General features: G+C 51.7%; 17 protein-coding genes. 13 read left to right on the forward strand and 4 right to left on the reverse strand.

Annotated features, from left to right (window positions below; translation table 11 throughout):
- Positions 1 to 8 precede the first annotated feature (8 nt).
- Complete coding sequence (locus tag FD25_RS00360) at positions 9 to 2,033, forward strand: CDP-glycerol glycerophosphotransferase family protein (protein WP_057800610.1); 2,025 nt, start codon at positions 9 to 11, stop codon at positions 2,031 to 2,033.
- 81 nt (positions 2,034 to 2,114) lie between these two features.
- Here the strand turns inward: FD25_RS00360 and FD25_RS00365 are convergent, their stop codons facing one another.
- Positions 2,115 to 2,675, reverse strand: a complete 561-nt coding sequence (locus FD25_RS00365; RefSeq protein WP_057800611.1) for a hypothetical protein — start codon at positions 2,673 to 2,675, stop codon at positions 2,115 to 2,117.
- Positions 2,676 to 2,844: 169 nt separating this feature from the next.
- On the opposite strand from FD25_RS00365, the gene FD25_RS00370 reads away from it, so the two are divergent.
- The 3 genes from FD25_RS00370 to FD25_RS00380 all read left to right on the forward strand — a co-directional run bounded on the left by FD25_RS00370 (position 2,845) and on the right by FD25_RS00380 (position 9,075).
- Positions 2,845 to 4,422 carry a peptide chain release factor 3 gene (locus FD25_RS00370; protein WP_057800612.1) on the forward strand — a complete coding sequence of 526 codons (1,578 nt, stop codon included), beginning with the start codon at positions 2,845 to 2,847 and terminating at the stop codon, positions 4,420 to 4,422.
- Positions 4,423 to 4,591: 169 nt separating this feature from the next.
- Entirely contained in the window at positions 4,592 to 6,721 is a 2,130-nt protein-coding gene (locus tag FD25_RS00375; RefSeq protein ID WP_057800613.1) for a lectin-like domain-containing protein, read from the forward strand.
- A gap of 224 nt (positions 6,722 to 6,945) precedes the next feature.
- Positions 6,946 to 9,075 carry an L-type lectin-domain containing protein gene (locus tag FD25_RS00380; RefSeq protein WP_057800614.1) on the forward strand — a complete coding sequence of 710 codons (2,130 nt, stop codon included), beginning with the start codon at positions 6,946 to 6,948 and terminating at the stop codon, positions 9,073 to 9,075.
- 66 nt (positions 9,076 to 9,141) lie between these two features.
- Here the strand turns inward: FD25_RS00380 and FD25_RS00385 are convergent, their stop codons facing one another.
- A complete protein-coding gene (locus FD25_RS00385) occupies positions 9,142 to 10,488 on the reverse strand; it encodes an FAD-dependent oxidoreductase (RefSeq protein ID WP_057800615.1) in 1,347 nt (448 codons plus the stop codon).
- A gap of 238 nt (positions 10,489 to 10,726) precedes the next feature.
- Here FD25_RS00385 and FD25_RS00390 point away from each other — a divergent pair, with 238 nt between their 5' ends.
- On the forward strand, positions 10,727 to 12,163 hold the full coding sequence (locus tag FD25_RS00390; RefSeq protein WP_057800616.1) for a C69 family dipeptidase: 1,437 nt from the start codon (positions 10,727 to 10,729) through the stop codon (positions 12,161 to 12,163).
- A 64-nt stretch (positions 12,164 to 12,227) separates the two neighbouring features.
- Here the strand turns inward: FD25_RS00390 and FD25_RS00395 are convergent, their stop codons facing one another.
- Positions 12,228 to 13,370, reverse strand: coding sequence for a MucBP domain-containing protein (locus FD25_RS00395; protein ID WP_057800617.1), 1,143 nt, complete (start codon positions 13,368 to 13,370; stop codon positions 12,228 to 12,230).
- Between the two features lie 158 nt (positions 13,371 to 13,528).
- Positions 13,529 to 15,745, reverse strand: a complete 2,217-nt coding sequence (locus FD25_RS00400; protein ID WP_057800618.1) for an ATP-dependent Clp protease ATP-binding subunit — start codon at positions 15,743 to 15,745, stop codon at positions 13,529 to 13,531.
- A gap of 288 nt (positions 15,746 to 16,033) precedes the next feature.
- On the opposite strand from FD25_RS00400, the gene FD25_RS00405 reads away from it, so the two are divergent.
- The 8 genes from FD25_RS00405 (at position 16,034) to FD25_RS00440 (ending at position 24,500) form a co-directional block, all read left to right on the forward strand.
- Positions 16,034 to 16,231, forward strand: coding sequence for a hypothetical protein (locus tag FD25_RS00405; RefSeq protein ID WP_057800619.1), 198 nt, complete (start codon positions 16,034 to 16,036; stop codon positions 16,229 to 16,231).
- Positions 16,232 to 16,556: 325 nt separating this feature from the next.
- The gene (locus FD25_RS00410; RefSeq protein ID WP_057731799.1) at positions 16,557 to 16,823 is read left to right on the forward strand and encodes a phosphocarrier protein HPr; all 267 of its coding nucleotides are present in this window, start codon (positions 16,557 to 16,559) and stop codon (positions 16,821 to 16,823) included.
- Positions 16,823 to 18,553, forward strand: a complete 1,731-nt coding sequence (ptsP, locus tag FD25_RS00415) for a phosphoenolpyruvate--protein phosphotransferase (RefSeq protein ID WP_057800620.1) — start codon at positions 16,823 to 16,825, stop codon at positions 18,551 to 18,553. The genes FD25_RS00410 and ptsP overlap by 1 nt, the downstream gene beginning before the upstream one ends.
- 180 nt (positions 18,554 to 18,733) lie before the next feature.
- Positions 18,734 to 19,912, forward strand: coding sequence for a glycosyltransferase family 4 protein (locus FD25_RS00420; RefSeq protein ID WP_057800621.1), 1,179 nt, complete (start codon positions 18,734 to 18,736; stop codon positions 19,910 to 19,912).
- Between the two features lie 12 nt (positions 19,913 to 19,924).
- Positions 19,925 to 20,947 (forward strand): glycosyltransferase family 4 protein, encoded by a 1,023-nt coding sequence (locus tag FD25_RS00425; protein ID WP_057800622.1) that lies wholly within the window; start codon positions 19,925 to 19,927, stop codon positions 20,945 to 20,947.
- Between the two features lie 4 nt (positions 20,948 to 20,951).
- The gene (locus tag FD25_RS00430; protein WP_057800623.1) at positions 20,952 to 21,986 is read left to right on the forward strand and encodes a lysylphosphatidylglycerol synthase transmembrane domain-containing protein; all 1,035 of its coding nucleotides are present in this window, start codon (positions 20,952 to 20,954) and stop codon (positions 21,984 to 21,986) included.
- 75 nt (positions 21,987 to 22,061) lie between these two features.
- On the forward strand, positions 22,062 to 22,298 hold the full coding sequence (locus FD25_RS00435; protein WP_057731789.1) for a YkuJ family protein: 237 nt from the start codon (positions 22,062 to 22,064) through the stop codon (positions 22,296 to 22,298).
- A 138-nt stretch (positions 22,299 to 22,436) separates the two neighbouring features.
- Positions 22,437 to 24,500: an LTA synthase family protein gene (locus tag FD25_RS00440; protein WP_057800624.1), complete on the forward strand. Its 2,064-nt coding sequence runs from the start codon at positions 22,437 to 22,439 to the stop codon at positions 24,498 to 24,500.
- Positions 24,501 to 24,963 lie beyond the last annotated feature (463 nt).

Here is a 24,963-nt window from a genome sequence, read left to right on the forward strand (position 1 = left end):
ATTCCATCGTGCGTGCGATTTTATCTGGATTACATCATAAAAAGAAATTACAGGAACTCGAACTCGAACTGATCGACGTGCCGGAACCGTTTGACGACTTAGTGGTCACTTTCCTGGAGAAGCAGACCCAGGTGTCGTTGACGCTACCCATCACCAAGGTCATCAGTGCCGGGGTGGTGCGGATTCGGCTCAACGCTAACGACCTCAGGGTTCCAGAGAGCACCCAGAGCGACTTTAGCTGGGAACTGTACCTCAACCTCCAGCAACAAGATACCCGGGGCCTGATCCAAGTGGAAAGCGAATACCTCAGTGACCGTCATCAGTTGTCGCTGACCAGCTTTTATCAATTAAATAGTGATGCCAACGGCATGGCATTATTTAACCTGCACACCAACCAACCCGATGATGAATTTGCCATCAGTGCGATTAACTTGCAAAACGACCAGCTCCAGATCACGGGCCCTAACCGCATCAACAACCGCAAAATCGATAATCAACGGCTAGTCTTAAAGAACGGTCAGGACCAGGGAACTGCCGAATGGCCCATCACTAAAATGGGCCTGCACGGGTTATTTAGCGGCGTGATTCCGCTGAGCGATTTGGCGTCGAATAGTAAACAAGAACTGTTTATCCGCTCGACGGTGGACGGGCAGGACCTCGAACAACGCGTGATTTTAGGCAAATCGTTGGCTGGTCAGGTCACCCAAGCCATCACCGGACACCACCGCTTAGTGGTCATCGAAAAGCGGTTCAACAACGGGATTCAGATTCGCGAAATGGCCGCCCCATCGTTACCCGAGCGGTTGGGCCATTTACCCAGCAAGGTCGGTGGTGCGACCCATCTGTTGAGCGTCCTGATGGAAAAGGTCAACCTGATGTACATGCGGCGCCTGTTTAAGCGCGGCCACCGGGCTTACGACCAGCCAACTTTGATCTTCGAAAGTTTCGGGGGACGGCAAGTCAGCGATTCACCGTACGCGATTTACCAACTGTTCACCCAGCTTTATCCGGGCTTTCGCTTCGTGTGGTCGATCGACCGGACGCAGAAGAAGTTCTGTAAGCAAAATGGCATTCCGTTCGTGGTGCGGCGGACGGCTAAGTGGGTGCGCACGTTGGAAAAGGCCACGTTCTGGATCAGTAACGCGCGTTTTCCGGCCTGGGTCAAGAAACCTAGCTACGTGACCTACATTCAGACCTGGCACGGCACGCCGTTAAAGAAACTCGGCCTGGATATCGAAAACGTCTCGATGCCCGGGACCACGACCACCAAGTACCATGCCAACTTTGTCCGCGAAGCCAACCGCTGGGATGCGTTGGTCTCGCCGAACGACTACTCCACGCAAATCTTCCGGTCGGCCTTTGGGTTTAATAATCAGATCTTAAAGGTCGGCTATCCGCGGAACGACGAACTGATCAACAGTAGTGCCGAAGACATCGTGGCCTTAAAGACGCAGATGGGTATTCCGTTGGATAAGAAGGTCGTCTTGTACGCGCCGACTTACCGGGATAACCAGTTTGCCGAGAAGGGGAAGTACACCTTCGAATTGCCGTTCTCGCTAGACGATTTCAAGCAACAATACGGGGATGACGCTGTCTTAGTGTTGCGGATGCATTACTTGATTTCCAACGCCTTAGACATCAGTGGTTACGAGGACTTCGTGTACGACATGTCCAACCACCCAAGCATTTCGGACCTGTATCTGATTAGTGATATGTTGATCACCGATTACTCATCCGTCTTCTTCGATTACGCTTATCTGAAACGGCCGATCCTGTTCTATCCGTACGATTACCACATGTACAAGGACGAACTCCGGGGGTTCTACCTGGACTACGAACGAGATCTGCCGGGGGAAATTGCCCATAACGAAAAGGAACTGTTGACCATGATTGGTGAGAAACTCCAGACACCGGATATGAGCGACAACCCGAAGTTTATGGACTTTTACCGCCGCTTCTGTGCGATTGACGACGGGTTAAGCTCGTTGAAGGTCGTAAACTACGTGGTTCAACAGATTGAAAACCAGGGCTAACCGCGCCTGCGACCTAGTAAGCTAAACCTAATAGAGGGACCCCACGAAAAATTCGTGAGGTCCCTCTATTAGGTTTAGTCTTTATTTCGCCCGCGGCGCTTGATCGACGCGAGTAACGGCGTGAGTTTCTAACTTGGTCACCGTTTTGGTTGATGAGGTGATCCCTTGGAAGTACTGGTGAAGGATCTTTTGGTAGTTGCGTTTGACCAGGGCCACGTTGGGAACCTGATGGCGGGTTAGCTGCGCCTGTGCGGTCTGGGCCCAGCGTTTGGACTGCGCGGGTTGACCCGTATGGTCGACCAAGTAGGTCACGTTGCGGCTCGCCTTCTTGGCTTGCGGGGTGACCGGCTGATGGGGTGCCTGGCTACTAGCCAGTGAGGCGTGCATGTTGGTGGTCAAACTAGTGATTTCGTAATACTGATTTTTCTTGACCCGGACACCCGCGTAGGTCTTGAACAATAAGACGTTCAAGAGACTGGCAATGATGACAATGCCCACCCCGCAGACAATGACGGTCATTGCCGGGCGGAGCGCTTGCCGGTGGCGCTTGGTCCAGACTAACCCGACCAAGCCGCCCAGGGCGATCAAGGCGCCGAGACTAAAGACGATTTCAATAAGGATGATTTCGGTACTCGCCGACATAATTTCACCTGTTTTCCGATAGAATTCAATTTATAATGATACCACTAAACCGGGTGGTGCGGAAACGCCATCGAGCAATTCGTGAATTGTCCGGGGTTATGTGTTAAAATCAAAGCATTGTGTCTATTAACGTGTTTTTTAAACCTTAAAAATCTGTGAGGAACGAATAATGAGTGAAAAAAATTTAGCAACGGCGGTAGATAAGCGGCGGACCTTCGCCATTATCTCTCACCCCGATGCCGGGAAAACCACGATCACCGAACAACTCCTGCTGTTCGGGGGCGTCGTGCGGGAAGCCGGAACGGTCAAGGCCCGCAAGAGTGGAAACTTTGCCAAGTCCGATTGGATGGAAATTGAACAAAAGCGGGGCATCTCGGTCACGAGTTCCGTGATGCAATTCGACTACCAGGGCAAACGGATCAACATCCTGGACACCCCTGGACACGAAGACTTCTCCGAAGATACCTACCGGACGCTGATGGCCGTCGACTCGGCCGTCATGGTCATCGACTCGGCCAAGGGGATTGAACCGCAGACCAAGAAGTTGTTCAAGATCTGTAAGATGCGGGGCATCCCGATCTTTACCTTCATGAACAAGCTGGACCGCGATGGGCGCGATCCGTTAGACCTGATTGCCGAACTCGAAGACGTTTTGGGCATCGAAGGCTATCCCATGAACTGGCCGATTGGGATGGGCAAGGAACTGAAGGGGTTATACGACCGGTACCATCACCGTGTGGCCCTGTTCCATAAGGACGCGCAGGGTAACCAGTACCTGCCGTTAAACGACGACGGGGACCTGGTGACGCCCAACGCCTTAGAAGAAGACGATTGGTACACCGAAGCCCGGGAGAACATGCAAATGATCGAAGAGGCGGGGAACCCGTTTGACGCGGCCAAAATCGCTGCCGGGGACCAAACACCGGTCTTCTTCGGCTCGGCGCTAGCCAACTTCGGGGTGCAGACCTTCCTGGACACCTACCTGGAATATGCGCCACAGCCGGCTACCCACCACACGGAAACCGACGGGGACGTGGCCCCGACCAATCCAGAATTCTCCGGTTTCGTGTTCAAGATTCAGGCCAACATGAACCCGCATCACAGAGACCGGATCGCCTTCGTGCGAATCTGCTCCGGAGAATTCGACCGGGGGATGGACGTGACCCAAGAACGGACCGGCAAGAAGTTGCGGCTCTCTAACGTGACGGAGTTCATGGCCGATACCCGCGAAAACGTGGAAACGGCCGTGGCTGGCGACATCATCGGATTGTACGATACCGGAAACTTCCAGATCGGGGATGCCATTTATACCGGTAAAAAGGATATTCGCTTTGAAAAGTTACCGCAATTTACGCCAGAACTTTTCGTGCGGGTTTCCGCGAAGAACGTGATGAAGCAAAAGTCCTTCCACAAAGGGATCGACCAACTGGTCCAAGAAGGGGCCGTCCAGCTCTACACGGCCTATACGACCGGCGACTACATCTTAGGGGCCGTCGGGCAACTCCAGTTTGAAGTCTTCCAGTTCCGGATGAAAAACGAGTATAACTCCGACGTCATCATGGAACCGATGGGCAAAAAGACCGCCCGTTGGATTAAGCCCGAGCAATTGGACGAACGGATGTCGTCGTCCCGGAACCTCCTGGTCAAGGACCGGCAAGGCCAACCGCTGTTTCTGTTTGAAAATCAATTTGCGGAACGCTGGTTCAAGGATAAGTACCCGGACGTTGAGTTGACGTCTAAGCTCTAAAATAAATATTATTATATAGCCCCCAACTACGCTAACCGGCGTGGTTGGGGGCTTTTGTGGGCTGAAACGCAATATTCAACGGGAAGTTAATCGTTTTAGCCTTGTGAATTTATGGGAATTTAACCCGTGCTATCGTGGAATCAATGCTAGTGAAAAGGGGTTAAGAAACATGAAACAACGATGGTACTGGGGCGCTTTATTAGGACTCCTGTGCCTGCTGGGACCAGTTACTAAAGTGCATGCCGAAACGGCGGCACAGTTTATTTCGCGGGCACCGCAGGGGATTGCGCTAAAAAATGCGTTTGTAACGGGTGATCATCCCGTGGGGAGTTCTCAGAAAAATAGTGCGCTGGTCATCTCGGCCGAGGACAGCTCAGTTAAAACGCAAGCGGTATTGGTGACGAGTGCGCCCCATCAGTTTGGAACGATTTGGTCGCAGGCAGGTAATGAATTTGATTTGACCCATGATGTGACGACGTCAATGTGGATGTATTTTGGAGACAAAAAAGAAAACGCGGCGGACGGGATGGCTTTGGTGATCCATAACGATCCTCGGGGGCGTAAAGCGATGCCGCAGTTTTCGAATAATATTTTGGGGGAAACGTTGGGCGTCTGGGGCGTTGATAACCAAAGCAAAAGAACGAATCCGCAAGAAATTGCAGCGACGGCCATCCAAAATAGTTGGGCGTTGGAATTTGACACGTTTTTAAATAAAGCTAACGATTATAAGGCCGCGGGAAAGGGAACGTCATTTGATACAAAATTAAAGGGTCCCCACATTGCGGCAAATTATCCCGGGGAGGCGGGGAGCTACACGGCCAATAAAGTGACCTCACTGCTTCCTGGGAATAAGCCCCAGTACTACTTTAATTTAAACCATATCAATCCCATCCAAGGCAATAAGGACTTCCTGTCTAATGGGCGTTGGCACCACCTAACTTTAGACTGGCAAAGTCAGAGTCAAACGTTAACCTACACGTTTAACGATAAGGATCCCCAGACGGAAGAACCTTTAGCGGGGATTCAACGGTCGGTTAAACTAGATTTAAAGAAAATTGATCCCGAAAATACGGGTAAGGCAACTTGGGGCTTCACGGGGTCTAATGGGGATGAAGCGGCTAATAATCTCGTGATTTTTGAGGGGGTTCCCGGATTAGTCAATGCATCAGCGCAAGCCACGTTAACGGATTTAACCACGCATAAATCCGTGGGCGCTGGCGGCGAGGTGCGAGGAGACAGTCCCGTACAACTTGATTATCGGGTGAAATACCACGATGGTAAGCAAGATTGGCAAGGCATTCAGATGGCAATTCAGTTACCAGAACGGGTCCGGTTTACAACCGGAAAAATCGTGTATCCGAATCGACAGACCCAAGAACTAGACCTGACGCGGATGGAAAACGGCCGCTTAGTCGCAGAACTTAAACATACGCTGACTGCCCAGAATACCGAAGCAACGGTTCAATTAACCGGGACAACACAAAACGACGTTCAGCCGCAACCGGTCGCTTTAACGCGGGCTAGTTTTTCGGCAATCAACGGAATTGCGACCACGGCGTTGCCAAGGTTTAAAATCACCCCTAATTTTAAACTGGATCTGCAACCGACTAGTCCGGATAAAGTGACCATTAAGCATGGTCAGACCACGACCATCAAGGGCAACGTGTCGTGGCCCAATAGTATCCAATTGACCAATCAAGACCTACGGGTTCAGGCGCAGATCAATGGCATCAACCAGAAGCCCCAAGCACTGACGGGGAAAGTTACGGGAGAGGTCACTTATGTACCAGCTGCGAAAAGCTTAAAGGGCGGTCATAATGACGTTCAATTGAAGGTTTACGATACCTATGGCAACACCTCGCAACCGATTAAGGTTGACGTTTACGTGATTGGAACACTGTCGTTAGACCTTGTACGGAGTGGGAATTTTCAGACCACAACCTTAACGGGACAGTCGCAGGCTAACGTTGTTCGTGAAGGGGATTGGAAAGTGTTGGTCCGAGATACTCGTGCGGAAGGGACGCCGTGGCAACTGCAAGTGGCCGCAACGCCGTTCACGCGAACGGACGATCACCCGTTGGATGGTCAATTAGTGTATGTGGAGGGGACGCAAAGTACCCCCATTTCAACTAAGCCGGTTCCCATTCACCGTGGTGCGGCGATGGACGATCAGCCGGTGACCAACGTCACATCGACCTGGGATGATCAGCGTGGACTCAGTTTAAACGTTGGAAGCCAGGCGCTAACTGGTCAATACCAGGCTGAAATTCTCTGGTCACTGAACGATGCCCCGAATTAATTTTGAGGGACAATTGGCATTTAGTTGACGAAGATTAACGTCAAAGCGACAATTATTCCTGAATTCGGAATGGTTGTCGCTTTTAGGTTGGACGGAATCACCCGGTCAAAAAATAAACTAAGATTAACGATTTTTGCACCGGTTATCGGGGGACAAGTCTTTCTAATACGGCATAACTGTTTTATCATATAAAATGGTTACAGTATAAGAAGGAGGCGTCGGCGATGAACTTACGACGAGGACTACGTGCGTTGTTTAGCGTGTTTTTGACGTTATGGGTGGGCCTCACTGTGGCGCACGCCGATGCGGATTACGATAACGCGTTGGCGACCGCCCCTCAGGGAATTGCGTTAGATCAGATCTTTACGCCCGGGGAGACCGCGAATAACAAGGCACGGGTGGTCAATACCACCAACTCACAGACGGCGGGCACGCAGGCCGTGATGGTCACCAACGCAAAGGACCAATTCGGAACGATTTGGTCCACGGATGATAATGCGTTTGACCTTAATCAGGATGAAAGCGTTTCGATGTGGATGTATTTCGGCAATAAGGCCGCTAACGCCGCCGATGGCATGGCGTTTGTGCTCCAAAATGACGGCCGGGGCGTGGCGGCAACGCCGAACTTTGGCAAGAAAATCTCCGGGGAAACCCTGGGCGTCTGGGCGGTCGACACGAATACCAAGCAGACCGATCCGGCGGCCCTGGCGAAACTGGCTATTCAAAACAGTTGGGCGTTGGAATTTGACACCCACCTCAACAAATCCAGTAGCTACAGCAAGGCCGGGGACGCCGATTCCTTTGACGTGGGCCTGACCGGTCCCCACTTGGCGTCAGCCTATCCGGGGGAAGGGAGTAGCTATCAGATGGTGAAGACGAGTGGCCTGCTGATTACCCAGAAGGCTTACTACGCCACCCTGGCCCATCAAGGCGTGATTGCGGGGGGCAACGACCTGCTGTCTAACGGGCGTTGGCATCACGTGACGCTGGACTGGGACGCTAGCGCCAAGAAGATGACCTACATCTTTGACGATAAGGACCCGGAAACCGGCAACGAACAGACCGGGACGGCCCAGGCGGTGACGGTTGATCCGGCCATCGTCGACCCGGACAATACGGGGAAGGTCCGTTGGGGGTTCACGGGTGCGACCGGGAGCAGTTACGCCAATAACCTGGTGATCTTTGAAAAGGTACCGGGACTCGTCGAAACCAAGGCCGCGGCGACATTAACCGATCTTAACACGGGGAAGGTGCTCAAAGACGGCGAAAGTATCCGGGGAACTCACGAAGTTCAACTCGATTACGCGTTGACCTATGAGGGCGGCAAGCAGTCGTGGAAAGATGTTACGGCCAAGCTGAAGCTACCAAACGATTTAAAATTTGAGAAGATTAACGTGACTTACGCGAACGGTGAGCAACAAACGGTTGATCCCAACGAAATCACGGACGATCAATTGAGCTTTAAGCTCGACCAGGACCTCTCGACGACTAACGAGACGGCCCGGATTCGGTTGACCGGAGCGGTGAGTGACCAGAAACAAGCCGTCGATGTGGCGGCCAAGACCAGTACCTTTACGGCGGTCAACGGTGTGGCGACGGCCGACACGGTGCGATTTACCATCGACCCCAAACTCGATATCGACTTACTGTTGACCTCGGCATCAACGGTCAACATCGAAGCGGGAACCACAACGACCGTTAAGGGCCAAGTTTTCGTGCCCGAGGGGATCACCATAACTAACGATGATTTGACGGTTCACCCAATCCTTAACGGGACTGCCATGCCTGCCGAAAAGATTGAGGATCCTGACGATAATATGAGTGGGAAGGTGCGGTACACCCCCGCAGTTAAGGACCTGATCGTGGGCAAGAACACGGTGGATCTGTACGTTGAGGATAACTACGGGAACCGGTCCAACAAGATTACGGTGACCATTAACGTAACCGGGGGACTAACCTTCGACCAGGTGGCCGAAAACAGTTCCTTTAAGGCGACGACCCTGACGGGAAGTTCCCAAAAGGTCCACCGAACGAATGACTGGACCGTCCGGATTTTAGACACCCGAGCGGCCGGGGCGAAATGGAGTCTGCAAGCCGCCGTGGGAGAGTTCACCACTAGTGACGGCCAAAAGTTAGCGGGGGGCTTAACCTACTCGGATGGTCAAGAACAAATCAAATTGACCAGCGCCCCGACGACCATTCATCAGGGCACGTCGAGCGCCAATCAGGATGTCACCGATGTGGTGGACGACTGGACCGATGACACGGGGATTCATTTAACGGTCAACGGGGATGCACTCAGTGGCGACTATAGCGGCCAAATCGATTGGACGCTAACGGACGCGCCCTCGTAACGAAAATAAGCCGTCAAAAAAACGATGTTTCCCGGTGTGGGAAACATCGTTTTAAGTTGGCATAAATTACACTTGGGCAACCTTGGCTTGTGCCGCTTGGGCCAGGATGTTCAGGTAGTTGAACGGCCGGTCAAAGTTTGGCTGGAACAACATGTCGACCATAGCTAAGTCGTCGATGGTGTTGTTGTTTTGGATGCAGACGGAGAGGGTGTTGGCGGATTGTGAGACGTCATACTTGCTCATCAAAGCGCCCCCCAAGATACGCTTGGTGTCCGGGTCGAAGACCAGCGACATCAAGACGGGTTCCGTGGTGGGCATGAATTCGGGCCGGTAGTTATCTGTGATGATGACTTGGTCGGCCTTGACGTCCTGTTGGTGGGCGGCGGCTAAAGTCAGCCCGGTCGAGACGATGGTTCGGCCGTACAGTGCCAAACCGGAGGAGGATTGCGTGCCTAAGTACTTAACGGTGGGGTTAGTCAGGTTCTTCCCCACCAGAATCCCTTGACGCACGGCGTTAGTGGCTAAGGGGATGTAAGCACTTTGGTGAGTAGGGTTATAGTGCACGGCGGCACTGTCCCCGGCGGCAAAAATATCAGGGTTAGAAGAACGCATGTAATCGTCGGTCAGAATGGCACCGTTGGGAGCCATGTCGACCTGGCCTTTAAGTAAGCCGGTGTTGGGCCGAAAGCCAATGCACAGGATGGCTAAGTCGGTCTGGTAACGTCCCTTGTCGGTATTGATGGTTAAGCTTCCGTCGGCCGCGTCTTCGAAGTTGGCGACGGTTTCCCCTAAGGCCAGTTGGACCCCGTGGTCGCGGTAGTCCTGTTCGATGGTGTCCGTGAACTGGGCGTCGAAGTACTTGGGCATCACGCGGTCTTGGGCGTCGATCAACGTAACGTCGTGACCGGTGGTGGAGTAAGCTTCTGCCAGCTCAGCACCGATGTAGCCGGCCCCAATCACGGTAATGCGTTTGGCGTTTTTGGCGTCTTCAAACAACGTCTGGGCGTGGTTCCAGTTTTTGCACAGCTTGACCTTGGCGTTATCGATGCCCGGGATTTTCGGGACGATGGGCCAGGAGCCACTGGTCATGACCAGCTTATCGTAGGCCGTGGTGGTTTGTTCGTGAGTGGTCAGATCTTCGACCGTGACCGTCTTTTGGGCGGCATCGACGGCTAAAACATTGTGATTCATTTGGACATCAGCACCCAGTTGATGTAATTCCTTGGGATTGGAGTAGAAGAGACCTTGCGGATCGGCGACTTGGCCGCCTAAATATAAAGCGATTCCACAAGACAGGAACGAAATGTTATCGTTACGTTCGTAGACCGTAACTTCGGCATCGGGATGATCAGCCAGGATTTGTTTAATGGCAAAGGTGCCCGCATGAGTACAACCAATAACTGTGACTTTCATAAGATGGTGCCTCCCAAAATAAGTGATTTTTGATTGAATTGAATTTCACAAGTGAAACCAAATAAAAAATCAATTCAATTGATTACAACTTTATTTTAAACAACTCATCACAAATGTCAACATTTTTTGTGATGTGTCACACATTGAGGTGGCGTGCCCCCCGGGACGAGCCTAGTGTTCTCCGTGAAAAAGCGGTAAACTTAGAGACAACATTAGTGAGAAAAGGAGTTCCTTAACCATGATTGGAAAACATTTAACTGCCTGTACCTCGGTATTAGTCGGGAAGGCGGCCACCGTGGATGGCTCGACGCTGATTGCCAGAAACGATGACACGTTCTTGCCATTAACGCCGCAACGCTTCTACGTACACCCCGCCGAACACGACCAACCGGCGCGGACCTGGACGTCGAATCAAAACGGATTTACGGCCCCAATTCCTAGCGATGGTCACCGCTACTTAGCCACGCCTAATGTGGAGATCGACAAGACCGGTGAATACGCCGAAAGTGGAATCAACGACCAGAACGTGGCGATGAGTGCCACCGAAAGTGTCTATGGGAATCCGGACGCCTTGGCCTATGACCCGTTGGTGGCCAACGGTTTAGCCGAAGATTCGTTGCAAACGATGGTTCTGCCGTACATCACCTCGGCTCGAGATGGGGTGCGTTACTTAGGCAAGTTGATCAAGCAATACGGGTCACCTGAAGGCAACGGCGTGCTGTTCTCCGATAATCAAGAAGTTTGGTACATGGAAATCGTGACGGGCCATCACTGGGTCGCCCAACGGATCCCGGATGACGCCTACGCGGTGACCGCTAACCAGGTGGCCATTCAACAGGTGACCTTCGACGATCCCGATAACTTCATGTTTTCTGCGGGGATTCAAGCCTTCGTGGCTGAACATCATTTGAATCCCGACCAGGATGGCTGGAACTTCCGCCACATCTTTGGCACCAGTACCGAAAAGGACCGGCACTACAACACGCCACGGGTCTGGTTCGGCCAACGGGTGTTGAATCCGGAAATCGAACAGGATCCGCAATCGAGTGACCTGCCGTTTATTTGTCGGACCAGTCACAAGATCAGTGTAGAGGACGTTGAATACATCCTAAGTTCCCACTACAATGAAACACCGTACGATCCGTTGGGCCACGGTCCCGAAGACTTGCGGACTAAGTTCCGGCCAATTTCGATGAACCGGACGCAAAACTCGCACGTTTTACAGATCCGTAACGACGTGCCCGCCGACCGGTCGGCTCTCATGTGGTTATGCTTCGGGGTGCCAGCGTTCAGTCCCTACGTGCCGTTCTTTGCCAACGTCACGGACACCGACCCATCGTACAGCCAGACGCCGCGGCGTTTGGACGACCAGAGTGCCTACTGGATGTACCGCAAGTTGTCGATGATCGTGGAATCCCACTACCGCGACTTTATCGAACAGGACGTCGATTACGTGACGGCCGCTAAGCAGGCCTTACGGACTCACGTGGCTCAGACGTTGGCCCACGCCGACCAGGAGCAGTTGAGTGGGGCGGCGTTAACCGACTACTTGACCGATCGGAACCACGCGGTCACGGCCACCATGCGCCAGACCACCACACAGTTTACTAACGACTTGATTGAAAAAGGCCTGACGTTATCGGGTCTGACCTTCAACATGGATAAAAATCTTTAAATGACCTAAAAAATCCGTCTCACCGATGATGTTTACCGGTGAGACGGATTTTGTGATGGTTGAATTAAAGTTGACGAGCTAAACGGACGTACCGCGCGTTGATGTAGGCGGCAGGCCCAATCTGGTACCAGACTAGTTGTTGGTCGTCCACGATACGGCGGCGAATTTCGAGCAGTTCGCCGTTGGCCAGTTGCCCGGCAATTTCGCCGTAGGGTTCGCGGTAGATCATCACGGAGCCTTGGGGCACGTAATCGACGGTCCCGGTCAACCGAACGTTGTGACCGGTCAATTGGGTGACCCGTGGAATCTCTAAGTGGCGTTCCCAATGGTCGTGGCGCTGAGTCTCCTCGGCATTCAGCCATTGGTTGCCCCCCAGGTTATACCACACGGACTGGTCGGTCAGCGTGATGATGGCGAATAACCGCCAGAGCGATTGTGCGGGGAACTGGTAGCCGTAAGGGTGACCCGCGGGCAGGTCGTAGACCGGATGCTCGGTGGTCAACGTGACGTATTGCTGGACGCGTTGAACGGTCTGCCAGGCATCCCGCCGGTAGAAGTACAACATGCGCTGTGCGTGGTCGGTATAGGTGCCGTGTTGGTTGCCCTGGGCCCGGAAGATGTGGTAACCGTCGACGGCCGGGGGGGTCAGTTGGAACGTAGCTCCTAAGCTGGCCCGTTGAAGGTGCGGCAAGCCAAGCAGTTGCCCGGAATCGTAGTCGATTAGGTAGGTGATGATTGGCTGCCCCCATTTGCGTTGGTAGACCAGGGTGGTCAACCCGTACTCGTTGAGAAAGGTTTGGGTCATCCCATCCATCCGTAATAAGACGTATCCGGGGATGACGGGGAAGGCCAGATGCACGGTTTCGCCCACCTTACCGGTCAAGACTAATGCTGGCTGTAGCGGGTGATTTGCCGTGTCGACCAACCGAATGACCAGGGTGGCCTCGGGCTTCGCCGCGGTCGTGGTGGAACGGATCGGAGCTGGTACCGGGGTGACGACTGGGGGCGCCATCGTCGGAGCTGGGACCTTGGCCACCGCTTGATCGGTGGCCGACCGGGCGGGCCGCTCATCCATCACGGGTGGTTGATCTTGCGTGGCGTCTTGAGACGCCGGAATGGGTTTGGAAGATTGATGGGGCCGTGTTGTTGGCCGGTCAGCCGTTGCTCGTGAGGTGACGAATCGCTTTACCCAGTCCATTAACGCCATAGTTGTTCACCTCCACCAGAATTTTTAGCGATAATTAGTCGCTAGTCGTTGATTGCCTTTAAAATACAGTATACCGCATCTGTTCGGGACCTGCAGGGGATTTTCAATCAAATAAAAACGGTAACGCTGCGATTGGCAGCGTTACCGTTAAAATGACGTTATTTGGTGGTATCGGTGGCGACGTCTTCGTCGGCGGCTAAGGTAATCTTGCCGTCTTCGATCTTCGCCACTAAGTTCTTCACGTCGGCGTGGTCGAGGTAGAAGTCCGCAATGCGGTCTTCGATCTCTTCTTGAATGACCCGCCGCAGTGGCCGCGCGCCCATTGCGGGGTTGTAGCCTTCCGTGACTAACTTTTCTTCGACCGGTTCCGTGACGTGGATGTGCAAGCCTTGACCGGCCAGCATGGTGTTCACGTCATCGATCATCAGGTCGACGATCTTCATCAAGTTTTCCTTAGTTAAGGAGTTAAATTCGATGATGTCGTCGAACCGGTTCAGAAATTCGGGTTTGAAGTAGTTGGTCAGACTGCCCAGAACGGAGTGGGTCTTGCCCGCCGCCTCGGCACCGAACCCAACGCTAGCTTCCACGTCGCCGGTCCCGGCGTTACTGGTCATGATGATCAGCGTATCCTTAAAGGAAACCGTCCGACCTTGGGAGTCGGTCAGGCGTCCGTCGTCAAGAATCTGTAAGAACATATTCATGACGTCGGGGTGGGCCTTTTCGATTTCATCCAAAAGGATCAACGTGTACGGGTGACGCCGAACTTGTTCGGTCAGTTGACCAGCTTCTTCGTACCCGACGTAGCCAGGAGGCGACCCGATCAGCTTAGAAATTGAGTGCGGCTCCATGTATTCGGACATGTCGAACCGAATCATGGCGTCCTCCGAACCGAAGAGTTCGTTGGCCAGTTGCTTGGCGAGTTCCGTCTTGCCGACCCCGGTGGGACCGACGAAGAGGAAGGAGCCGATTGGCCGGCCCGTGCCGTTTAAGCCAATCCGGTTCCGGCGAATGGCCCGGGCAACTTTATCAACTGCTTCGTTTTGGCCGATGAGGTGTTTTTCGAGATCACCGGACAAGCTCTGGAGTTGATGCTGTTCCTTGGCTTGTAATTCACCAACCGGAATGTTGGTCTTTTCTTCGACGATTTGTTGCATGTCCTTTTCGGTGACTTCCGTGGAAGCCGTTTGGTCCGCGTTAGTGGCGGATTCCTTGGACTTGTTTAATTTTGTGACTTGATCACGGTAGTAAGCCGCTTTTTCGTAGTCTTCCTGTTTCAAGGCGGCTTGCTTTTGCTTTTCGGCGTCGGCGATCTTTTCGTCAATGGCGTGTGGATCGGCGACGTTGATGGTTAGGTTCTTCCGTGATCCGGATTCATCGAGTAAGTCGATCGCCTTATCCGGTAGGAACCGGTCTTGAATGTACCGGTCGGATAACCGAACCGCCGCATCGATGGCCGCGTCCGTGTAGTGGACGTGGTGGTAATCTTCGTACTTCTTTTGAATCCCCTTGAGAATCTCAACGGCTTCGTCCGGACTCGGTTCGTTGACCGTGACCGGTTGGAACCGCCGGGCTAAGGCTTGGTCCTTTTCGATATCCCGGTATTCGTTTAACGTCGTGGCCCCAATCAATTGGAAGTCTCCCCGTGCTAAGGCGGGTTTTAAGACGTTCCCGGCATCCATGCCACCTTCGGCATTGCCGGCACCCATGATTTCGTGGATTTCGTCAATGAAGAGGATGATGTCGGGGTTGGCTTGAACTTCCTTCATCAATTGTTGCATGCGTTGTTCGAATTGGCCCCGGATACCAGTTCCTTGGACCAGTGAAACGACATCCAAACGGATAATCTGCTTGTTCATCAGTTTTTGTGGAACGTTACCTTCCACAATCCGTTCGGCTAAACCTTCGACGACCGCCGTCTTCCCGACACCGGCTTCCCCGATTAACACGGGGTTATTTTTGGTCCGCCGGTTGAGAATTTCGATGACTTGCGCCGTTTCTTTGTCCCGCCCGATCACGGGATCAATCTTGCCGTCTTTGGCGAGCTGGGTGAGGTTCAGGCCATATTGGTTCAGCAGGCCGCCCTGACCGTTGCCTTGATTGCCCGCAGGTTGGGTTGGTCGTCTCTGACCAGCCGCTTGCCGGTAATCGCCGCTTTGGTTCGGGGTGCCGCCTTGCATGGCCCGGAAAATATCATCCAGGTTACCAAAGCCGAATGGATCTTGTGCCATACGGCCACCTCCATTTCCAGAGTTGTTTTGCTGCTCCTTGAGTAGTTGATAGCAATTTTGGCATAGGTCAACTTGTTGCCGTTGTCCGTTCACACTCATATATAAATGAATGGTCGCTTCGTTGCGGTGACAGTTTTGACATAGCATTTTGTCGTCTCCTTTCTGCCCTGGAGTAAGTGTGAGTAAACTCACACCGGTCAGTCGAAAGAGTTTGACCTTTCTTGACCATTGACCACATTATACCGCCTGACGTGATAGGTGCAAGTAATTTGTCTCACCACGCTAAACGGTTAAGGTGGCCATTTAATTTGAACGACTTCATTTTAGCACTCCCCCTGATAGAATGCTAAAACTCACGTCCGATTTGGAAAATTCTTTTTTTGACCTCGACGAATTTTCAACGTAAAATATGGAAAGAAAAGGGGGCAGTTACCAATGGCACGAGACTTTACTGACTTAATGAACCAATTAAAAGATCAGAAGATTGACCAGTTTGAAGTGGGACCGGACGAGTTTCAGGCGTTCCAAAAAGCGTATATGGCCTTTGATACGCGTAAACGCGTGATTGGTCAAGCCCACAAGGATGGCAAATTGATTTACCGTTACGACCACGATACGGGCGACCAGAGCTAACGTGGGCCCATATATTAGGATAAAATACGTAACTAGTCGAATAAATCAACCGGAAAAGCGGTCATCAACGCCGTTTCTAGCGGAATCATGCTATAATTAGGACTAGAACAAGTTAATGACTGATGACCGAGTGGTGGATTGGGCCGCGTGAGCGCCTATGAGACTAACGATGAAAGCGGTTCAGGTATCACTTGTAATTTAATGGCAAGATTGATATTCTAAGTAGGTAGACGTGGCGTTGACTGGTTGTTTGATCAATGCGCAAGATCAAAAGACGCCACGTTCGCTAAATTATCAACCTAAGCTTAAAGGAGATCGATCAATTATGGAAAAACGCGAATTTCATATTACAGCAGAAACGGGGATTCACGCCCGTCCCGCAACTTTATTGGTACAAGCAGCAAGTAAGTTCAACTCTGAAGTTAGCTTACAATACCAAGACAAGTCCGTTAACTTAAAGTCCATCATGGGGGTTATGTCCTTAGGTGTCGGCCAAAACGCCGAAATCACCATTACGACGGACGGGGACGACGAAGCCGATGCCATGACTGCCGTTGCTGAAACGTTGAAAAAAGAGGGCTTGTCTGACTAATGAGAGCGATGCTCAAGGGAATTGCCGCGAGCGACGGAATTGTGTGCGGCCAGGTCTATCGCTTGGTCGAACCGAACTTAACCGTTCAACAGCGCGCAATCACTAATCTTGATTACGAATTAAATCGATTCCATCAGGCCCTTGAAGCAGCCGTCTCCGATGTTGAGACAATTAAAACTCGTGCGACTAAAAACCTGGGTACTGATAGTGCCCAGGTTTTTAGTGCGCACATTGCCATGCTCCAGGACCCGGAATTGATCACGGCGGTCGAAACTCAGATTCGCCAACGCAAGATCAACGCCGAAGCGGCCTTGGCCGCCGTGGCGCAAACCTATGAGGCCTCGTTTCAAGACCTCACGGACAACCCGTACATGCAGGAACGTATCACGGACCTCCATGACGTCACTAAGCGCGTCACGGCCCACCTGTTGCAGGTGGCCCTACCAGACTTGGCGTTAGTTAACCATCCCGTGATCGTGGTGACCCACGACTTGATTCCTAGCGATACGGTTTCGGTCAATCCGCGCTACATCTTGGGCTTTGTGACCGACTTGGGTGGTCGGACGTCGCACTCGTCGATTCTGGCGCGGTCGATGGCCATCCCCGCCGTGGTGGGAACCCAACACGCCACGGACCAGTTAACGAACGGGGAAATGGTGATCTTAAACGGCACGCGCGGTCAGGTCATGGTTGATCCTGACGATGACGAGTTGGCGTCGGCCCAGGCCGCGATGCACGAACGGGCGGCTAACCTGAAACGGTTAAGTAGGTTACGGCATCACGGGACGGTCAGTCGCGACGGTGTCGGGGTGACGCTGGCCGCCAACATTGGCACGGCTAACGACTTACCCAGCGTTCTGCAGAACGGCGCCGAAGCCATCGGCTTGATGCGTACGGAGTTCCTCTATATGGATGCGGACCAGCTTCCCAGTGAAGACGACCAGTTTGCGACCTACAAACGGGTCCTAACGGCCATGGCGCCTCGGCCGGTCGTCATCCGGACGTTGGACATCGGGGGGGATAAACCCTTGCCGTACTTAAAACAAAAACCGGAGACGAACCCCTTCATGGGGGCCCGGGCCATCCGGCAAAGTTTGACGCACCAGCAGATCTTCCGGAGCCAGTTACGCGCGTTGTTGCGGGCGTCAGCCTTCGGCAACCTGCGCATCATGTTTCCGATGATTGCCACGTTAGACGAATTTCGGCAGGCCAAGGCCATCTACGACGATGAACGGTCGAAGCTGACCGTGGCCCAGGTTCCCATGGGCAGTATCAAAATCGGGATGATGGTCGAGGTGCCCGCGGCGGCCCTGTTAGCCGACCGGTTTGCCCAGGAAGTTGATTTCATGAGTATCGGGACCAACGACCTGATTGGGTACACCATGGCGGCCGACCGAACCAACCAAGACGTGGCCTACCTCTATCAACCTTACCATCCCGCCATTTTACGGCTGGTTAACCGGGTGATTGCGGCGGCCCACGGGGCGGGAATTCCGGTGGCCATGTGTGGTGAGATGGCTGGTGACCCAATCGCCGTGCCCCTGTTATTGGGCATGGGTCTCGATGAATTTTCGATGGGAGCGGGGTCAATTTTAAAGACTCGACGCTTAATTGGCCAACTCAGTGCCCACGACCTGCAAGCCCTGGTGGAGACCACGTTGAATCAGGCCAGCACCAGCCAGGAGGTCATCACGATGGTCCAGGCGGCGGTGCCGGGAATTTTAACCTAAAATTTAGATAAGCAGTTCAGAAGGGCGTTTGTTCGGAGAAATCCGGGGAAACGCCCTTTTATTTGGGCTGGGCGTTGGTTGTGGTTTGCAATCATCTAGGCAAACCCATATAATTGTGATGATTGTACAACACATGGCGCCAAAAACTTTAAACACAGCCAGATACAAGGGGGATTGGCAATGAACATCGGCATATTTACGGATACCTATTTCCCTCAAGTCAGTGGGGTCGCAACGTCCATCAAAACGTTGCGCGATCAGTTGGAAAAGCAGGGGCATCAGGTGTATATCTTTACGACCACCGATCCACACGTGGAGCGGAATGTCTATGAACGAAACGTCTTTCGTTTTTCGAGCATTCCCTTCGTGTCGTTTACGGACCGACGGATTGCCGTGCGGGGACTGTTTCAAGCCTACCAAATTGCAAAGGAATTAAATCTTGACATCGTGCACACCCAGACTGAATTTTCGATGGGGTGGATCGGTAAGTTTGTCGCCCGGAACCTCGAAATTCCGTGTCTGCACACGTACCATACGATGTATGAGGATTATCTACACTACGTGGCCAACGGTAAGATTCTAAAGCCGGTGCACGTTAAACAGGGGACGTTGGCGTTTTGTTACCATTTAACCGGTGTTGTGGCGCCCAGTGACCGGGTGCTGACCACGTTGAGTGATTACGGGGTCAAGGCGCCGATTCGGGTGATTCCCACGGGAGTTAACCTGCACCAGTACGAACAACCGGATACCGCGGACTTACGGCGCAAGTTGGGCTTTACGCCCGAGACGCCGGTTATCTTGTCGTTGAGCCGGTTGGCGTACGAGAAAAACATCACAGCTAGTATTGCGGCCATGCCCCAAATCTTGGCGCAGGTGCCCAACGCCCAACTCCTGATCGTGGGGGATGGGCCGGCTCGTGAAGATCTGGAACAACAGGTCAAAGACGCCCAGCTGGAAGACCACGTGTCGTTTACCGGTGAGGTCAATAACGATGACGTTTTTCGCTACTACCATATGGCTAACGTCTTTCTGTCGTCGTCGGATTCCGAATCGCAAGGATTGACCTACATCGAGGCCATGGCGGCGGGTACCAAAATCGTGGTCATGACCAGCCCGTACACCGATGAGCTGTTATCGAGTCGGGCCCTCGGGGTAACGTTTAAGAACCCGGCCGACATGGTCAAAAACGTGATCGATTACCTGTTGCACGGGGATGAGGAACAAGATCCGGACCTGTTAGCGCGAAAGTTAGCGGAAATTTCTGCGGATACCTTCGGCCAACGAATCATTAATTTTTACCGTGATGCTCAGGTCAGTTACGAGCAGGCCCACGAAGACACCCCGGATTTCAGCAATTAGAGGAGTACTTGAATGTTAAAAATCAACATGTTTTCCGCCGCAGATTCCGTGAAGGGTCAGGGGGTCGGAAGCGCGTATAACGAGCTCATGAACCTGCTGAAGACCCGGTTATCGCAAGAATTTACGGTGACGGTCAACCGGTATGGTCGGGTCGATTTGACGCACTACCATACGATTAACTTTTCCTATTATTTGTCGACGTTTTTGCCCGGACGGGGTCGTAAGATTGGCTACGTCCATTTTTTGCCGGAAACGTTGGAGGGAAGCTTGAAGATTCCCCAACCGTTTCGGGGGATTTTTTATAAATACGTGATTGCCTTCTACCGCCGCATGGACCATATCGTGGTGGTGAACCCCACGTTTATTCCGAAACTAGTGGCTTACGGGATTCCGGAAAACCGTATCACCTATATTCCCAATTTTGTAAGTCGGCAGGAATTTTACCCGGTCGCTGCGACCCAAAAACGGTCGTTACGGCAGCAGTACGGCTATGCCACCACTAAATTTACGGTGTTGGGGATCGGCCAGATTCAGGAGCGCAAGGGCTTGTTTGACTTTATCAAGTTAGCCGAACACCACCCGGAGATTCAGTTCATCTGGGCGGGCGGTTTTTCGTTTGGTCGGATTACCGACGGCTACGCGGAACTCAAGAAAGTAGTGGATAATCCACCAGCCAACCTGAGTTTCCCCGGCATCGTCGATCGGGATAAACTGGTGGATTATTACAACCTGGCTGATTTATTCCTTTTGCCTTCTTTTAACGAACTTTTTCCCATGTCGGTGCTGGAAGCTTTTAGTACGGGCACTCCGGTGTTGTTACGGGACCTCGACCTGTATCAGGCCATTATTGCCGGCGATTATCAACCCGCGCAGGACTACGCCGAGATGGATCAGTTGTTGACCACTTTGCCACACGATGCGGCGGCCCTGGAACACTGGCACCAACGTAGCTTGGCAGCGGCCGACCATTATTCGGAAGATCATCTCACTCAGATTTGGCGGGAGTTCTATCAACAACAGGCAAAAGAGGGGTAACGCGATGACACGACGAAATAAATGGGTCCTCACGTTGATGCTCCTCCTCGGAATTGCGATTTTTGCGTACTCGTTGCGCGACATCAAATTTTCCGTGTTGATCAACGATTTTGTGCATATTAATTTTTGGTGGTTCGGCGTGGCCGTAATCTGTATGTTATTGTACCTGGGGCTTGAAGCGGTAATCGTCAAGGTCTTTATTTCCGATCGAATTTCGGGTTTCTCGTTTAAAGACGCGCTACGGATCCCGGCGGTGGAACAACTGTTTAACGGGATTACGCCGTTCTCGTCCGGTGGCCAACCGGCCCAACTGATTGCGTTGATGCAAACGGGGGTCGACGCGGGGAAGGCCAGCTCGATTCTATTGATGAAGTTCGTGGTCTTCCAGTCGATGATCGTGGTGAATTTCTTGATTGCCCTGGTCATTGGATTTAACTACATTCAGGATAAGCTCCACGCCCTGGCCTGGCTGGTGGTGTTCGGCTTTACCATTCACTTGGCCGTGATTATTGGCTTACTGATGGTGATGTTCTGGCACGCCTTTACCAAGCGAGCCGTAGCGGTGGTCCTATACCCGATGCACTGGTTCATGAAACAGGACCGTTACGACCGGATGGCGGCGAATATTGACGACAAGATTGATTCGTTTTACGCCGAGAGTGTTCGGATCAGTGGTAAGGGAAAACTCATGCTCCGGGTCTTCGTGATCACATTTTTTCAACTCCTATTCTATTACCTGATCCCGTACTTCATTATGTTGGCTTTAGGCTACACCACGGCAAACATCGTCATGGTCACCAGCATGCACGTGCTGATTGTCATGGTGATCTCGCTGTTCCCGATTCCTGGGGGCTCTGGCGGGGCGGAGTATAGTTTTGAGATGATTTTTAAGAGCTATATCGCGTCGAATAGTAAACTGGTCTTGGCCATGATCCTCTGGCGCTTGTTGACCTACTACTTCGGAATGTTGACCGGACTAGTGGCCATGGTGGTGAAACCAGATAAGGTCGTTGAGGAAAGTAAGCCCACAAATCTGTGAGTTTTTTGGATTAAAACGTGTCATCTGCCCTTAAGTTTGGTAAAATCATAGTGAAGCTCAGAAAGGGGACCAATCATGGAAGAATCTCAACTGATTGGCATCATCAATCGCTTAAAGGCGATGCAAGAAGATGCCACCGACGAGCCACAACCCCGTCGATTCGAAAAGGAAGGCGTTGAACAAGCCACAGTGGTTTACAACGCGGCCAATAAGACTTATACGTTAACCGAACACAATCCGGAAACGACCTTCGAGTTTGATAACATTGATTTAGTGGCTATCGAATTATTTGATTTATTGACGGATAACTAACAAAACTATGGGTGCCATAGTTTTGTTTTTTTTATAGGCCGAAAAGTTGAATTTTTCCAAAGGTTGCCCGTTGGAATTGATTACCCAGCGCTATCAGCTATACTGGAGTAATGTTAATTATTTTGTGGAGGCAGTCTCATGGCAAACTTTGTTAAGCGAAGGATGAACTGGGTGAATACCCGTATGGGGTTCTTCCTCTTGATCGTCGTTTTATTTTGGATTAAGACGTACGTGGCCTACCAAACCGAATTTACGCTAGGGGCGAAGGGCAACGTCCAGCAGTTTCTATTGCTGATTAACCCACTCCCCGCGGCGTTACTCGTTTTTGGGATCGCGTTGTACTTTCGGGGGCGGTTGGCGTACTGGTTGATGTTGATCATTGACCTCTTAGAGTCAACCTGGATTTTCGCCAACGTCGTCTATTACCGGGAATTCTCGGATTTTCTGTCGTTTGGGATCATGAAAGGTTCCAGCGACGTTCAAAACAACCTGGGTAAGAGCTTAGCGCAGATTACCCACCTGTATGATTTTTTTGTGTACCTCGATATCATTCTCTTGGTCGTGCTGCTGTTAACGCACGTGATTCGGATCGATCCGCGACCGTTTAAGCGGCGGTACGCCTTGGCCATGTCGGTCTTGTCGTTTGGCCTGATGTTTGCGGAGTTCGGCATGGCCAACGCGGACCGATCTGGTTTACTGACGCGGACGTTTGATAACAACTACATCGTGAAGTACTTGGGATTAAACGAATACGCGGCCTTTAACGCCTACCAGACGCAAAAGGAAAGCGCCACCCGGGCCAGTGCGAACGCCAGTGATATGAAGAGTGTCCTGAAATACCTGAAACAAAATCGGGTCAGTCCGAACGTTTCCTACTATGGAAAGGAAAAGGGGAAAAACGTCTTTATCATCCACTTGGAAAGTTTCCAGCAATTCCTATTAGATTATAAAGTGAATGGTAAGGAAGTTACCCCGACGTTAAACAAGTTCTACCATAGTCAAAATACGTTGTCGTTTGATAATTTCTATAATCAGGTGGCTCAAGGGAAAACGTCTGATGCCGAAATGATGCTGGAAAATTCTCTCTTTGGGTTGCCTCAGGGGTCCGCAATGACCACTTACGGAACTCAGAACACGTTCCAAGCGGCACCAGCGATTTTGAGTCAGGAAGCCGGGTACACGACGGCGGCCTTTCATGGGGATGTGCCGAGTTTCTGGAACCGGGATAACACCTACAAGTCGTGGGGGTATCAGTACTTCTTTAGTTCGAGTTACTACACGCAAAAGGCCGATTATAGTGTCGGTTATGGGTTGAAGGATAAGATTTTCTTGCGGGATTCGGCGAAGTACCTCGAACAGTTACCGCAACCGTTCTACGCCAAGCTGATCACCTTAACCAACCATTACCCGTACGAGTTAGATAAGAAGAACGTTGACTTCCCGGCCACGAAGACGGGGGACAAGACGGTCGATCCGTACGTGCAGACGGCCCATTACTTGGATCAGGCGTTTGCGGAATTCATCAACTACCTCAAAAAGGCGGGACTCTATAAGAACAGTGTCATCTTGGCCTATGGGGACCACTATGGAATTTCCAACAACCACCGGCCGGCCATTGCCCAACTTCTGGGTAAGAGTAAGGTGACGAGTTTTGATTTGGCACAGTTCCAGAAGGTCCCATTGATGATTCACGCAACGGGACTCAAGGGGGGCATCAACCACACGTATGGTGGAGAAATTGATGTCTTGCCGACCTTACTAGATCTTTTAGGGGTGAAGAATACCAATACGGTTCAGTTTGGCCAAGATCTGCTGGCCAAGAATCGAAACCAGACCGTAGCGTTTAGAAACGGGAACTTTGTCTCACCAACCTACTCTAAGATTGGGGGAACCGTGTACGATACTAAGACGGGGAAGCCTCTGACGTTGACCAACGCGCAAAAGAAACAGGTTGATCAGTTGCAGAACCACGTCACGACGGAACTCTCGTTGTCTGATCGGGTAATCTACGGGGACTTATTGCGGTTCTACACGCCTAAAGGCTTTACAAAGGTTAATAAGAGTAGCTTTACCTATAAGTACAAACCAGCCATGGAGAAGCTGGCCGAGGCGCAGAAGGAAGAAAAGACGAGCGTCCTAGCTAAGCACGATGGTAAGAGCACCGTCACGGACTATAAGACGGATGCACCAGAATTGAAATAGTAATGAGTAGAAGCCCGTTATCCTTGTGATAACGGGCTTTTGTGTGGTTAAAGGGAATTAGCTGAAATTAATTTCAGTAAATATTCATTTTTCGCTTGACCAAGTCCGGAGATATTGGTAAACTAATTTCTGTTGTCATTTACGGAAACAAACGCGATGGCAACGGCAACCGGTTACGGTTTAACAATTTAAAAAAGGGCTTGACGGTCGGATTGATAATTGTTATGATAGTAACCGTTGTTGAGAATATTTATTCAACTTCTTCCAAAAACATTTAATATTTATTCAAAATAATGTTTAAAAAGTTGTTGACACGGTATTATCGACATGATATACTTTAAAAGTTGTCACGAAGCAATTACTTCTTATGACAACTTGGTAGACCTTTGAAAACTGAACATTGTTTTGACAAACCAAATATGTGTAGGGCGGTTTGAACTTAGGTTCAAACCCAAACAATATT

Source organism: Levilactobacillus acidifarinae DSM 19394 = JCM 15949 (assembly GCF_001434835.1).
Taxonomy (GTDB): Bacteria; Bacillota; Bacilli; order Lactobacillales; family Lactobacillaceae; genus Levilactobacillus; species Levilactobacillus acidifarinae.

What these genes read in the sequence shown, in the direction of transcription:
- FD25_RS00410 (WP_057731799.1), top strand. Translation starts at nt 16,557, where the DNA reads ATGGAAAAACGCGAATTTCATATTACAGCAGAAACGGGGATTCACGCC.
- FD25_RS00395 (WP_057800617.1), bottom strand. Translation starts at nt 13,370, where the DNA reads ATGGCGTTAATGGACTGGGTAAAGCGATTCGTCACCTCACGAGCAACG.
- FD25_RS00385 (WP_057800615.1), bottom strand. Translation starts at nt 10,488, where the DNA reads ATGAAAGTCACAGTTATTGGTTGTACTCATGCGGGCACCTTTGCCATT.
- FD25_RS00435 (WP_057731789.1), top strand. Translation starts at nt 22,062, where the DNA reads ATGGAAGAATCTCAACTGATTGGCATCATCAATCGCTTAAAGGCGATG.
- FD25_RS00440 (WP_057800624.1), top strand. Translation starts at nt 22,437, where the DNA reads ATGGCAAACTTTGTTAAGCGAAGGATGAACTGGGTGAATACCCGTATG.
- ptsP (WP_057800620.1), top strand. Translation starts at nt 16,823, where the DNA reads ATGAGAGCGATGCTCAAGGGAATTGCCGCGAGCGACGGAATTGTGTGC.
- FD25_RS00380 (WP_057800614.1), top strand. Translation starts at nt 6,946, where the DNA reads ATGAACTTACGACGAGGACTACGTGCGTTGTTTAGCGTGTTTTTGACG.
- FD25_RS00405 (WP_057800619.1), top strand. Translation starts at nt 16,034, where the DNA reads ATGGCACGAGACTTTACTGACTTAATGAACCAATTAAAAGATCAGAAG.
- FD25_RS00420 (WP_057800621.1), top strand. Translation starts at nt 18,734, where the DNA reads ATGAACATCGGCATATTTACGGATACCTATTTCCCTCAAGTCAGTGGG.
- FD25_RS00365 (WP_057800611.1), bottom strand. Translation starts at nt 2,675, where the DNA reads ATGTCGGCGAGTACCGAAATCATCCTTATTGAAATCGTCTTTAGTCTC.
- FD25_RS00375 (WP_057800613.1), top strand. Translation starts at nt 4,592, where the DNA reads ATGAAACAACGATGGTACTGGGGCGCTTTATTAGGACTCCTGTGCCTG.
- FD25_RS00425 (WP_057800622.1), top strand. Translation starts at nt 19,925, where the DNA reads ATGTTAAAAATCAACATGTTTTCCGCCGCAGATTCCGTGAAGGGTCAG.
- FD25_RS00370 (WP_057800612.1), top strand. Translation starts at nt 2,845, where the DNA reads ATGAGTGAAAAAAATTTAGCAACGGCGGTAGATAAGCGGCGGACCTTC.
- FD25_RS00400 (WP_057800618.1), bottom strand. Translation starts at nt 15,745, where the DNA reads ATGCTATGTCAAAACTGTCACCGCAACGAAGCGACCATTCATTTATAT.
- FD25_RS00390 (WP_057800616.1), top strand. Translation starts at nt 10,727, where the DNA reads ATGATTGGAAAACATTTAACTGCCTGTACCTCGGTATTAGTCGGGAAG.
- FD25_RS00430 (WP_057800623.1), top strand. Translation starts at nt 20,952, where the DNA reads ATGACACGACGAAATAAATGGGTCCTCACGTTGATGCTCCTCCTCGGA.